Origin of the sequence: Streptomyces angustmyceticus (assembly GCF_019933235.1) — a bacterium.
Lineage (GTDB): Bacteria > Actinomycetota > Actinomycetes > Streptomycetales > Streptomycetaceae > Streptomyces > Streptomyces angustmyceticus.
In genome coordinates this window covers 7,896,930-7,909,561 of the sequence record NZ_CP082945.1, presented here as the reverse complement: position 1 = coordinate 7,909,561, position 12,632 = coordinate 7,896,930, and the positions used below count along the sequence as shown (strand labels likewise).

The window sequence follows — 12,632 nt, the reverse complement described above, 5'->3', positions numbered from 1 at the left end:
GTGGTGCGGGATCGTGGAACTTGGTTACAACACGGAGAACCGTGGGTGCCGGCAAGCTCCAGGGGCGGGAGACGGCCGACACCCACGGTGGCTGTCGGGTGGGATTACGGCTCCCGGTAGTACAGCTCGCCGTCGCTCCAGACGTAGTTCACCCGGCCCCATTCGATCACCGAGGCCACATCGGGGAAGAACCCGCTGCCGTTGAGGTTCGCGCTGGTGTTGCACAGGACAGGAACACCGCTGAGGCGGTGGTACTCCGTCAGCACCTCGTGCAAGACGTCGTCGTGCTCAGGCGACACCGTCTGCAGGCGGGCCGTGCCGTCGAGGTGGACGACGGCGGGAATGCGGTCCAACCAGTCCTGGCGGACTCGGTGCTCGAAGAGCATGTACGGGTCCGGGGTGCCGGGCTCGAAGACCTCGGGGGCCCTGTCCACCAGGCAGACCGGGGCCACTGGTCGGTAACTCTCCCGCCCCTTGAGTTCGTTGAGGAGATCCTTCATCGCGGGCGAGGTGGCAGGAGAGATGATGCTGCGGCCGCCCAGCGCCCGTGGGCCCAGCTCCGCCCGACCGTTGAGAAAGACGACCGGCTGACCGGTGCGGAACAGCAAGTCCGCAATGTCCTTGGCCGAGCAGGTCCGGACGCGCCAGGCGGCGGACGCGCCGTCCGACGGCAACTCGGACGGCCGGACGGCCGGACCGCTGCGCACATGCCAGTTCAACGGCCCGAAGCCGGACATCTGAGCCCGGTGGCAGACGGCGGTTCCGATGGCGGCGCCGGCGTCATTCGGGAACGGCGGGACCCAGACGTCCCGAAAAAGCTCCTTCGCCCTCAGGTCGCTGTTCCATTTGATGTTGAGCGCGCAGCCGCCGCTGAAGCAGAGGTTCCATTCACCCTTACCCTTCCAGGCGATGACCCGGTCCACCAAGGCCGAAGTCAGCAGCTCGCCGCAGAACTCGTGCACCGTGGCGAGGACATCGGCGTCCGCGATACCGAGCGCGGCGACGTCCGTTTTCACCCGGGTGTAGAACTCCTCCAGCGGCGCCAGCCACAATAGCGGCTCCGGCCGGTCCGTTTCGATTCCGATGCCACTGCCGTCGTCCAGCAACTGCTTCTCACCGTTGAACACCCCGTCGAATGCGGATTGCAGGATCTTCCTGACTTGGGTGTCCGGCTTTCCCAGGGCGACATATGCCATCATCTTGCCGGCGACCGTGAGGTCCACCTTCACGTCTGCGGGCTTGCGGAAGGGTCCGAAATGCTGTGCCGCCGCCGCGTAGATGTGCCCGACCGCCGGGAAGAGCGAACCACCGTATTCGACGATCGACGCTACGGGGTCCGCGAAATACAGGCGTGGGGTCATCCCGCCGTCCCACACCAGCACGAAGGAGCTTTCCCTCCGCCGAGCGAAATCGCTGGTGAAATAGGCCGCCGCGACATGACCAGCGGTGTGCGAATAGCTGACGTACGGCTTCACCACACCACCGATCTCCAGTGAGCCGGTGACGAAAGGATCCAGGGCGCCGTACCGGGTGTTGTCCTCGTGGTAGCCAGCCGCTCGGACCTTGATCGGAACGCCCTGGTCTCCGACTGGAATCTCGGCCTGCTCGGCGCCGACCCAGCCGTCCACGACAAAGGTGTCGACATCGGCCACCGAATATCCGAAGCGCGCCAGCACATCGGGGATCAATCGCAGGTCGTCGATGCGGCTGTGCCGCGGATTGTTGTCCAGCTTCTCGATCTCCACGCTGAACTTGAGGTCATCGTCGTCCAGCAGGGCTATCGCGCCGTCGTGGGTCAGCTTCAGACCGCATATCAACATGAGTACTCTTGCCCCTCGACTTCAGTGCCGGTATCGGCTGTGGTGCGGGTGGTGTTTGGCTCCGGTCGTACGGCTACGGTTTTGCGCAGCGGAGGTAGAGGAATCGAGGCTGAGTGGTGAGGATCTCGTATGCCTCTGGAAACGACTCGGCACATTCCGGGAGCGGCATGGGTTCGGAAAGCTCCTCGAGCACGAAGCCGGATCCGCGGATCGCCGAGAAGACCGCGTGGAGCGGTCGCCGGTAGAAGCGAACGGCGTATTCGGAGCCCTCCATTGTCCAGCGGTCGGTGACCAGTTCCGTGGCGAAGTAGTTCTGTCGGTTCAGCCAGCGCCAGTCCTCGCAGGGATGATGTGTGGACATAACAAACTCCCCGCCGGGTTTGAGGACCCGGTAGAGCTCCTGCAGCGTCGGCCCCCAGTCCCGGACGTAGTGCAGCACGAGCGAGGCAACGATTCGGTCGTAGTCGCCGTCCTCTGCGAAATCCAGTGGTTCCCGGAGATCTCCGAGGGCGAACCGGGCGCTGCCGTCCGGCTTTCCGGCCAGTCGCTCAACCGCCCGATGGATGTTGCGCTTACTGATGTCGAGGCCAGTGACCTGGGCTCCGCGCTCAACCAGCTGCTCGGTCATCGCCCCCGCCGCACACCCGACTTCGAGGATCCGCTTCCCGGAGACGTCACCGAGCATGTCAAGGATCGCCGGCCGGTCGTACAGGACGTTCCAGGCATTGCTGGTGCTGAACTTGTCGTATGCGTCGGAGAATTCGTCGTAGTCGGCCACCGGCCGGTCAGTTGGAACGCTTGGCGATCCCTGCGCACTCCCGTCCGGTAATCCTGCTATGGAGCCTGGCGTCGTGTGTTCTGCTTCCAAGGGGGACCCCCAAAGTTTGTGGTTAATTGCCGTAGGCACGCCGGAACTTGTCCATGATGTAGGCGCCGGAGGTGATCGGTCCGTACTTCGGCGGGTTGCCGGGATCCGTACACGTGGGAATGCACTCGATGACCGCGCCGTAGTTCGGCTGGTAGAAGAACGGGACCGAGTACCGTTCGCACATGGCCACCGCGCGCGGTGGATTGACCACCCGGTGGACTGTGCTCACCCACCTGTCGTTGGTCCACCGTGCCATGAGATCTCCGATGTTGATGACGAAGGTGCTGGCGATCGCCGGCACCTCCACCCATCGCTCTGCCTTGTCCAGAACCTGGAGCCCGCCTGGTGCGCCGTCCTGGTAGAGGATGGTCAGACAGCCCCAGTCGCTGTGGTGCCCCTTGCGCGCCCGACCGGGCTCGGGCGGATCGGGCTGCGCCGGATAGTAGTTCGCCGTCATGTTCGTCATGTGCTCGTCGATCTTGTCGTCGAACCACGATTCCGGCAGGTCCAGCGCGAGCGCGAACAGCCGCATGATCTCCCGAGCCAGGTTTTCCATCGCGGCGTAGTACGCGCGGTACGCCTCCGCGAAGCGCGGAAGTTCGGGCCACTTGTTGGGCAGTTTGAGATGAGGGTCGGCGTCGCTGGGAAGGCCGGGCGACGCCGGCTCGCCGAGCTTGTTGATGGTGTAGGTCTCGGAGATGTCGGGCAGCGCGCGTTCCCGGTCCAGGCTTGCGTCCGCGTTCGAGGCAGCCAGGCTGCCGGGGCGGCCGAATCCGCGCATCAGCGGATCGTCGGGATCCGCGAGCAGCCGCTTTTTCTCGGACAGCGGAAGAGCGAAGAACTCCTGGGTCGCGCGATACATTTCCGCAATGACTGTCTCGGAGACCCCGTGTCCGGCGACAGCGAGGAATCCGCTGTGTTCGCAGACTTCTCCGAGCGCCCGGCCGACGGCCCGACGTCCCTCGGGGCCGCCCGTCCAGGCGCTGCTGAGGTCGATCACCGGAACATAGCCATCTATCAGGGTTACCTTGTCGGCAGTGGGCTGGACTGCCGTTCCGCTGGTGCCGTGAGATGCGTTCATGGTGTCCTTGCCGGAGGAGTGTCCTTGGGGGAATGCGTAGTGGCGGGCCTTTCGTGAGCCCATTTGTGAGGTGGTGTCGAGGGTCACCAACGGGGGGGTGGCGGTCGCCAGCCGCCCAGCAGTCGCACGAGTTCCGCGGCGTTCTCAATGGGACGGATGCTTGCTTCCTCCTTCTCGCTGAGGAATCCGGACCGTGTCATCACGCGGATCATCGACAGCAGCGGGTCCCAGTACCCGTTGATGTTCAGCAGAGTGACCGGCTTCTGATGGAAGCCCAGGATCAACCAGGCCCAGACCTCGAAGAGTTCCTCCACCGTCCCGACTCCGCCCGGTACCGCGACGAAGACGTCACCCAGGTCCGCCATGAGGTGCTTGCGCTCGTGCATGGAATCCACGACGTGCAACTGGGTGAGGTAGGGGTGGGTGATCTCGGCGTCGGTGAGCGAGCGCGGGATGACCCCGGTCACTTCACCGCCCTCGCACAGTGCCGCGTTGGCGACCGTACCCATCAGCCCGACCCGACCACCCCCATAGACGATCCCCATGCCATGTCCGACGAGGTCGCGTACAAAGCGGTCGACCGCCTTTTCGAACTCGTGGTCCGTCCCCGAATGCGAACCTGCGTATATGGTTACCCGGCCGTTCATATGCTCCCTCCGGGACTGTTGGGCATTCAGGGGCTGACCCGGCCACAAGCGTTGAAGGCCGCGTGTGTCTGCGGCATCAGTCCCGCCCAGAGTTCCTCCATGCGCTGCGCGACGATTTCGATCTCACGCTGGGGTGCCGACGGGTACGCCGCGTCCGGATTGCTCGTCCGCAGGCTGAGGAAGTGCATGAGGGAACGGGCGTTGCAGGTCGCATAGACGCTGGAGTACGTCGCGGAAGGCAGCACCGACCGCGCGATCTCACGGGAGATGCCCCGGGAAAGCAGTTCGGTGTAGGCGGAGTAGGCAGTGCGGTACGAATCCGTCGCCACCGACAGCAGCCGTTCGTAGTCGCCCTCGCCGCCAGCGACGTAGTGGTAGTGACCGGGCTTCCCCTCTTGCCGGAGCAGGCGATCGGAGTCGGGGACGTAGAACACCGGGGAGATCTCGCGGTAGCGGGCGCTCTCCTCGTTAAAGGACCAGGTGCGGTGCCGCATCATGTGGCGCACGGTGAAGATGGGCGCCTTGACCAGGAACGTCATCTGGTTGTGCTCGAACGGGCTGCCGTGCCGGTTGCGCATGAGGTACTTGATGAGCCCGCTGGCATAGGAGTCGCTGGCGGATTCCCGCTGCGCCCGCTCTCCAATGGTGGAAACCCGAGCTGCCCGCACCACCGCGAGGTCGTCGCCGACGGAGTCCACGAGGTCGACGGTTATCTCGCTCTTCAACTCGATGTCGGACGAGCGCTCGTCCGCCTCCAGGGTGGCGGCGGCCACCTCGCCACCCCCGTTGGTCTGGTTCGACATGGCGTCACTTCCTCGAAGCCGTGCGTGGATGTCAACGCACTCGAAGTTAGCCGTCGGTTGGCGCGGGGAGCGGAAGTTGTACCGGCAGTCCGGCGGCGGCTTTCGCCGCCGAACTGCCGCCGTGGATCGGGTACTTGCGTCCGGTGGTTCGGGGGTCAACTCATTTGACTGATGGGTAGTCTGCCGGTGTGGGAATCGGGCCGAACACTGACAGTCGGTGGGGAGACACACGGCCGTCCTATGGCACTGTTGCCGCGAGTCATGCGAACCAGATGCGTAATCTCCTGGACGAAGCACCCGGAGAGCGAGCCGTCCTGGCACTGTTCGCCGAGCTGGTGCGCTCTAACGGAGAAGGGCCGGTTGCAGACGTGGGGTGCGGGCCAGGCCGCATCACGGCCTGTCTGCACCAACTGAGCACAGGCGCATTTGGAATCGACGATGTGCGGCCGCCCCGGCGGTCCGGAGACCTGCGTTAGCTGACGTTGCGTCAGGCCGTTGTGCCACGAAGATGATCGCCGCGAGGACCACGCGCCGACCGTACCGCCGTCGCCCTGTGCCCTGCACCCTGAAATCATGACGGGATGGGCAGCACCACCCGCTGAAACGGGGCGTACAGCTCGTGCGGCACCAAGAGTTCCGTGATCGGCACAAGTTCAGACTACCGAGCACACCGAATGAGACGAAATGTTAACTGCCGTTACTGGGGTGGCGGTTCGAGCACGGCGAGGGTCTCGTGCAGCCAGGCCAGCTCCGCGGCACTGGTGGCCCGGGCGATGCTGAGCATGCCCCGACGGTAGGGGTCGTCGAAGTCCTCGGCCCGCAACGGGCGCCCGTCCTCGTAGAAGTAGCTGGACGGTTCGGTGAGGAAGGCCAGGCGTCGACGAAGCACCGCGGCCTCCTCTGCGGGATTACGCAAATGGCGCAGAAAGGCCAGGAGGACGAACCAGCGGCCCTCGTCGGTGATGTCCTGCTCGACCGGGCGACGTAGGCGCTCGCGCAACTCGGCCGTGCCTTGTTCGGTGAGGGTGAGCATGTGCCGGGGGGCGGCGGCCTGGCCGGGCCGGGTTTCCCGGGCGAGGAGGCCGGCCTTCTCCAGCCGCTTGATCGCGGGGTAGAGCGTGCCGTCCGCGATGGGGCGAATGTGACCAGCGAGAGCGGCGATCCGGCGGCGCAGGTCGTACCCGTGCAGCGAGGTGTCGTAGAGGAACCCCAAGATCGCCAGCTCCAGCATGTCTCGCATTATCCCCTGTTCTGTGTGGTCGCCGAGCTTCTGACGGCCCGTCGGCCGACCCGGAACCATATTGCCCGCACCTGATTACGTAGCCTACGTTATACATCGACATCTAGGTACCTTGACTGCGAGAGAGGAATTTGCAGTGGCCGTGACGACGGATGAGGCTCACTCCGGCTTAGTGGAGGGCAGGACACGCACGGGTGCCCTATTGGCGCTGCCACTGTGTGTGTTCGCCCTCTGCTCGTCGGAGTACGTCCTGGTCGGTCTGCTGGGAGACATCTCCCAGTCGTTGAAGGTGTCCGTACCGAGCGCGGGCTGGCTGCTGAGCGCATATGCGTTGGCGGCTGCAATTGGAGGGCCGGCGGTCAGTGCCCTGACGGCGCGGGTGCCGCTCAAACGGCTCATCGTGGTGCTGATGCTGGTCTTCGCGCTCGCCAATGTCTTCGTCGCGGCAGCCGGGAGCTTCGGGATGATGGTCGCGGCTCGCACGGTCGCCGCGCTGACCCACAGTACGTTCGCCGCCGCCTGCATCGTCTCGGCCGTGCGGATGTCACCGCCGCATCGTGCGGCTTCGGCGGTTTCGTGGGTGACCGCCGGATTCACCGCGGCAACGGTCTTCGGTGGGCCACTGGGGACGCTGATCGGGCAGCAGTGGGGCTGGCGGTCGGCGTTCTGGGCAGTGGCCGGGGTCAATGTGGTCGGTGCCACCGTGCTGGTGGCACTGCTGCCGGCGGGCGGCGGCCAGCAGCGGCCGCAGAGCGTACGAAGCGAGGTCACGGTGCTCGGCCGGGGGCCGGTGCTGCTCGCGCTGACTGTGACGACGCTGTCCCAGATCGCCTGGTTCACTCCCTATGCCTACATCGGGCCTTCGCTGGCCGACACCACCGGGCTGGCCCCGACGATGGTGACCCTGCTGCTGTTCGTGTTCGGGGTCGGCAGCCTTGTGGGCAACCTCGCCGGCGGGCCGCTGGCGGACCGGTCGGTACGGGGCACTGTGTTGGTGCTGTTGGTGCTGTTGGGCGTCGTACTGCTGTTGTTCGGCGCGATGTTGGCCAGCAAGCCGCTGGCAGCGACAGCAGTGTTCGGGCTGGGCCTGGCGTCCGGGGCCTTGATTCCTGCGCTGAACACCTGGGTGCTCGGCGCAGCCGGCGGCAGTTCCGTCCTGGCGCTGTCCGCCAACACCTCGGCGTTCAACCTCGGTAACGGACTGGGATCGGTGATCGGCGGTCAGGCTCTGGCGGCGGGATACCCACAGCGCTCGCTGGGCTGGATCGGCGCTGTGGTGCTGGTCATGCCATTGGTCGCCACGGTTTGGATGGTGGTATCCGCCCGGCGACGCGGCGATGCGCTTTAGTGTTCTCGTGATTCGGTTTGTGGATCCTGAGGCTGCCGTAATCGTTGAGTCTGGTACGGATCTCATCTCTTCCCTGAACCGATGGCTGAGCTGCCGGTATAGGCGGGTCTGCGCGATGTGCCGACTGTCGTGGCGCCTCGGGTGCGGGCCGGGTGATCGCCTTGACGAGGATGTCCCCGCCGGTGGATTCCGGACTCTCTCCCACTGGTCGACACGAACACCGGCCGGCCACCTGAAGCGCTACGCAGGCAGCTCGGCGTCCCGGCAGTACGTTGCCAGGGGCTGGCGTGAGGAGAGTCTGAAACCGCACCGTTCGGACACCTACAAGATCTCGAAAGGCTCGGCGTTCGGCGCCGGCGGCCGGTGAGGTGCCTGGCGAATGCAAGCCGAACCGGAACGGCACGAACTTCCTGGCCGTCCTGAAGCCGGCCGTCGAGCACGGAAGGGAGATCCATACCTTCCTGGACAACCTGTCCACGCATACGCTCCCGGACGTGGAGGCATGGCTGGCGGAAAACCCACACGCCCACTTCCATCTTCGCCCCTGTCGGGTCCTCGCGGATGAACCAGATACAGATCTGGTTCGGGATCACCTCCCAGTACCCCTTCCGCCGCAGCGCTTTCTCCAGCATCAACGCCCTGGTCCAGCAGATCCGCAACCACATCAACGCCTGGAACGCGAGGGCGAAGCCCGCGCATTCCCACACCTTGATCAGCTACGCCACGAGAGGGCAGGGGATCCGAGGCCGATGTCCGGCCTCAAGAACATGCCGCTGTCCGATCGCACCGAGAGCCGTCGAACGGCGGTCAGCGGTAACAGGACGGCTCGCCGACCCGTCCGAACCAGCCGAGGACCATCTGACTGGAAACCAGCCGCTAAGCGCGCTAACCGGACAAGATCACTCTCAGCACCAACGGTTGCACTGACCCCAAGGCTGGAGACACACGTGACTGTGCCTGTTCCCTCACCGCGCTGTCCCATTCAACCCGCCACAGGGGGAGAACGCCGACGTCTCCTCGGCCGGTTCGGAGCGGGCGAGAAGACGCACCGCCCCCACTGGCCGCCCTTCAACGACCTTCGACGCTACGCCATCGAGCGTACGCGAAACGACTTGGGATGGTGACGTTCCGTGTCCGACATTCGGCGGGAGGGCCTCAACTGGTCGTCGGTGGGGGCCGCCAGTTTCCCGGAATTCGAACAGACGAAAAACCATACTCTGAGCACGTGCGGCGACCGGCCTTTCCGGCAGGGCAGAGGGATGACGAAGACGTCGTGGTGGGTTCCGTGCGGAACATGACGAAGATGCCTTTGAGGAGGTTCCACGTCACTGGGGGTGTTGGCTGTGAGTAAATCCATGCAGCCGGGGAGAAAGCCGCACCGTCAAAAAATGCGTGCCGATCTGCTCCGATTAGGCGTTGCCGAGGGACAGCTCGTTCACCACATGGCGGCGGAGCTCATGCGCAGCTGCGCGATGCGGCCGCGTCTCGCCTGGCGACTGGCCAACGAACTGACCCTGGACGAGGTAGCGGGCCGCTTCAACGCGCTGCTCAGCGACCCGAGAGCGCCCATGAAAGGCGCCCGCATCTGGGACTATGAACAGTGGCCTGCGCGCGGGACACGCCCCTCCATGAAGGCGCTGCGCACCCTCAGCGAGATCTACGGGGTCTCCTGGGACGAGCTGGTCGATTACTCGGACCTACAGCACTTGCCGGAGGCGGAGCGAGCCGCGTACCACGCGGCGGCTGCGCAAAATAGAACCAGAACAGGGGCGCCGGATTCATCTGATACGAAACGGAACATGTTCGACGGAGCACCGGGTACGTCCCGTCCGGCGTTCGCGATGCTGGATGTTTCCTCAGCTCATTCCCCGGGGCGTCCTCCGACTCAGGACATTTTCGAGACTCTGGAGCGTAGCTCGGAAGAATCTCTGCAGTTGGCTTTTCTGGCGACCGAGACAAATGTTGACGAGGAGGTGCTGGGGAAGCTGCACCAAGAGCTCCTGGACCTCACATACGTCCTGATGCGCAGCCCCTTGCCCATCTCTCTCCGCCGCGCCCTCCAACTGAGGGACAGGGTGACCTCTCTCCTGCGTGATCGTCAACAGCTTGCGTACACCCGTGAGTTGTATTTGCTCGCCGCCAAGACCTGTGCCCTGCTCGCTTGGCTTTGTGAGGACCTGGGCCACCACGCCGCCGCACTCACCCATGTCCGGGCCGGCTGGATGTGCGCGGAACAGGCCGACCACGACGGCGCCCGGCGGTGGATCCGGGCGGTCCAGTCCCGCTTGGCGTTCTGGGCCGGCGACTACCCGGAGTCGGCACGGCTCGCCGCCGACGGCCGTCGCCGCAGCTTTCCCGATGGCACAGATTCCTACCTCACCCTGCTGGAGGCGCGGGCCTGGGGCGCGGAGGGGGAGGCCGGAGAAGCACTCGCGCTGCTGGCGCAGTGGGAGCACGGCTCGGTCTACGACGCCGACCCGAACCGAGAGGATGTGTTCTTCAACCTCACCCAGGACCGGGAGCGCTATCTCGCCGGAGGCTCCCTGCTACTACTGAATCGCACAGGCGACTCGCTGGCCAAGCTCCGGGGAGCGCTGACGCTCCATGAGCGACTGCCCCGCGGGCAGCGGTACTACGGCATGGAGATGCTCACCCGGATCGACCTGGCCCGAGCCTACTTGCGCAAGGGCGAACTGGACGCGGTACCGGACACTCTCGACCCGGTGCTGGAGGTCCGCCCCACCCAGCGGCTGACCATGTTGCGGCTGAGTCTGCAGGAGCTCCTCGCCGAGGTCTCAGGGCCGCCGTACCGGAACAGCCACCTCAGCCGCGAGCTCCACGAGAGGATCAAGGGGTTTTGCACGACGGGAGTAGCGGACGGCAATGCTGGGCAGGTGTCGAGCAATCAAACGCCGTATATCGGGGCGCCTGGGGAGGTATCGACGCGATGTGCATGACCACCCCTTGAGCGGTGCACTGTCCGCGGCGGGAACACCAAGGGTGGTGTACATGACGAGAGTGGTCACGACGTCCGTCCAAGACCGGGTATGCGTCATGACAATCGATCGGGCCGAGGCACGCAACGCAGTCAACCGCGCGGTGTCGCAACAACTCGCCGACGCGCTGAGGCGCTTCGCGGATGACGATGCCCTGTCGGTCGGAGTGATCACGGGCGCCGGAGGCACCTTCAGCGCCGGCATGGACCTGAAGGCGTTCCCGACCGAGGGCATACCTCTCGTCGATAGCCAGGGGTTCTGCGGGTTGACCCGGGCCCAGCTGGAGAAGCCGGTCATCGCCGCCGTGGAGGGCTGGGCGCTCGGCGGTGGGCTCGAACTCGCCCTCGCCTGCGATCTGATCGTATGCGGCCGCTCGGCCACGTTCGCGCTCCCTGAGGTGACCCGCGGGCTCATTCCGGCCGAGGGCGGCGCCCTGCGGCTGCCGCAGCGCCTTCCCTACCAGTTGCCATGGAGACGCTGCTCACCGGCCAGCCACTGACGGCCGCGACGGCCGAGCACTTCGGGCTGGTCAACCGGGTTGTCGCGGACGGTGAGAGCCTGCCGGCCGCACTGGAGCTGGCGCACCGCATCGCTCGCAACGCCCCCCTCCCGCTGGCCGCCATCAAGCGCGTGCAGCAGGTCTGCGGTGGCAGGGACTCGGCGGCCGCCTTCGCGGCACAGGATGAGATCGCGGCCCCGGTAAACGCCTCGAAGGACGCGGAGGAGGGAGCCCGCGCCTTCGCGGAGAAGCGCACACCGGTCTGGAACCGACATTGACGCGACCGGCGGTGCGGCACGGCCGCAGCCGCCCCGCACGTGAAACGGTCGCGAACTGGCCCATATGCGAGCACGCGCTTGGGAACGCATTGCGCGTCGACTCGGCAGCACTTTCGACGTGGTGTACGACAGTAGGTGCGGCAGGTCCGCTCACTTGCATTGAATCTGCGCTGGATTTTCCTGATTCAACGTGGCAAGGCCATCCAGGAGTTGGCCGCATCCTGAATGGCCCAAGAGGATGCAAGGCTGGCTGCACCCACAGCACCTGGAAATGTTGGGATACGAGGAAAGAGTGAACAGTCCGGAGATCGCAGCGTGGAGGAGATGTCCCTATGCCGGCCAACACACCCCCGCTGCCCTCCGGAGTCGAGCTGACGGCGATGCTGGTGACTGGTGCACGGTCACCGAAAACGGGCGGCCCGACGCGCTCTACCGCGACGCGGTGGCCGAACGTCTTCTCGCGGCGGCTGGTTCCCTGGACACATGGCCGTTCCCCGAGAGACCGCGACCCCCTTTGGCAGTGACTCGTCTACTACGTGCCGCTGCGCACCCGGTTCTTCGACGACTACGTGCACGCCGCGCAGGAGATGGGCTGTCGGCAGTTCGTGTTGCTCGGTGCCGGGTTGGACACCCATGCCTTTCGCCTGCGGTGGCCCGAGGACACGCACAGCACGGTGTACGAGATGGACGGCCCGCGATTGTGCGCGTACAAGGACGGCCTCCTGGCCCGGCTGCCGACCAGGGACCAAACGGCCGCCCGCTGCCGCCGCGTCGTGGTCCCCGTCGACCTGAGCGCCGACTGGCAGGCCGAGCTGCTACGGCACGGCTTCAACCCCGACCGCCCGACCGCCTGGCTCTGTGAGGCGCTCGCCGCCTACCTCACTCCCACAACAGAACGACCGCCTGATGGCTGGCATTGGTGATCTGTCCGCGCCGGCAGCTACTTCGCCACCGAGCACTGGGAGCGGATGGTCCGCGACGCGTGGTGCCCGCGGACGGGGGTACCGCCGCGGCCGCCCGGGCTATGAAGCACGCCCTCGTCACTGCCCGCA

At 65.7% G+C, this 12,632-nt stretch carries 9 protein-coding genes and 1 pseudogene; 4 read left to right on the top strand and 6 right to left on the bottom strand.

Going from position 1 to position 12,632, the window contains the following annotated elements; all coding sequences use genetic code 11:
• Positions 1-104: 104 nt before the first annotated feature.
• The 6 genes from K7396_RS34630 to K7396_RS34605 all read right to left on the bottom strand — a co-directional run bounded on the left by K7396_RS34630 (position 105) and on the right by K7396_RS34605 (position 6,450).
• Positions 105-1,820, bottom strand: a complete 1,716-nt coding sequence (locus K7396_RS34630) for a carbamoyltransferase N-terminal domain-containing protein (protein WP_086715706.1) — start codon at positions 1,818-1,820, stop codon at positions 105-107.
• Positions 1,821-1,893: 73 nt separating this feature from the next.
• Complete coding sequence (locus tag K7396_RS34625; protein ID WP_208629091.1) at positions 1,894-2,598, bottom strand: class I SAM-dependent methyltransferase; 705 nt, start codon at positions 2,596-2,598, stop codon at positions 1,894-1,896.
• A 112-nt stretch (positions 2,599-2,710) separates the two neighbouring features.
• Positions 2,711-3,856: an isopenicillin N synthase family dioxygenase gene (locus K7396_RS34620; protein WP_223660329.1), complete on the bottom strand. Its 1,146-nt coding sequence runs from the start codon at positions 3,854-3,856 to the stop codon at positions 2,711-2,713.
• A complete protein-coding gene (locus K7396_RS34615; protein ID WP_086715709.1) occupies positions 3,853-4,416 on the bottom strand; it encodes an LOG family protein in 564 nt (187 codons plus the stop codon). Before K7396_RS34615 ends, K7396_RS34620 begins: the two co-directional genes overlap by 4 nt.
• 26 nt (positions 4,417-4,442) lie before the next feature.
• Positions 4,443-5,219 carry an FAD-dependent thymidylate synthase gene (gene thyX / locus K7396_RS34610; RefSeq protein WP_086715711.1) on the bottom strand — a complete coding sequence of 259 codons (777 nt, stop codon included), beginning with the start codon at positions 5,217-5,219 and terminating at the stop codon, positions 4,443-4,445.
• A 697-nt stretch (positions 5,220-5,916) separates the two neighbouring features.
• Positions 5,917-6,450: a PadR family transcriptional regulator gene (locus K7396_RS34605; protein ID WP_174886984.1), complete on the bottom strand. Its 534-nt coding sequence runs from the start codon at positions 6,448-6,450 to the stop codon at positions 5,917-5,919.
• Positions 6,451-6,595: 145 nt separating this feature from the next.
• On the opposite strand from K7396_RS34605, the gene K7396_RS34600 reads away from it, so the two are divergent.
• From K7396_RS34600 to K7396_RS34585, 4 genes and pseudogenes are all read left to right on the top strand, one after another.
• Complete coding sequence (locus tag K7396_RS34600) at positions 6,596-7,807, top strand: MFS transporter (RefSeq protein WP_143589031.1); 1,212 nt, start codon at positions 6,596-6,598, stop codon at positions 7,805-7,807.
• A 1,388-nt stretch (positions 7,808-9,195) separates the two neighbouring features.
• Positions 9,196-10,764 carry a hypothetical protein gene (locus K7396_RS34595; RefSeq protein WP_086715715.1) on the top strand — a complete coding sequence of 523 codons (1,569 nt, stop codon included), beginning with the start codon at positions 9,196-9,198 and terminating at the stop codon, positions 10,762-10,764.
• Positions 10,691-11,580 (top strand): annotated as a pseudogene (locus K7396_RS34590) (crotonase/enoyl-CoA hydratase family protein). Before K7396_RS34595 ends, K7396_RS34590 begins: the two are co-directional and overlap by 74 nt.
• A gap of 536 nt (positions 11,581-12,116) precedes the next feature.
• Complete coding sequence (locus K7396_RS34585; protein ID WP_086715718.1) at positions 12,117-12,503, top strand: class I SAM-dependent methyltransferase; 387 nt, start codon at positions 12,117-12,119, stop codon at positions 12,501-12,503.
• Positions 12,504-12,632: the final 129 nt, after the last annotated feature.

Excerpts from the sequence above, each read along its gene's own strand:
- K7396_RS34630 (WP_086715706.1), bottom strand. The coding sequence starts at position 1,820 with ATGTTGATATGCGGTCTGAAGCTGACCCACGACGGCGCGATAGCCCTG.
- K7396_RS34615 (WP_086715709.1), bottom strand. The coding sequence starts at position 4,416 with ATGAACGGCCGGGTAACCATATACGCAGGTTCGCATTCGGGGACGGAC.
- thyX (WP_086715711.1), bottom strand. The coding sequence starts at position 5,219 with ATGTCGAACCAGACCAACGGGGGTGGCGAGGTGGCCGCCGCCACCCTG.
- K7396_RS34605 (WP_174886984.1), bottom strand. The coding sequence starts at position 6,450 with ATGCTGGAGCTGGCGATCTTGGGGTTCCTCTACGACACCTCGCTGCAC.
- K7396_RS34595 (WP_086715715.1), top strand. The coding sequence starts at position 9,196 with ATGCGTGCCGATCTGCTCCGATTAGGCGTTGCCGAGGGACAGCTCGTT.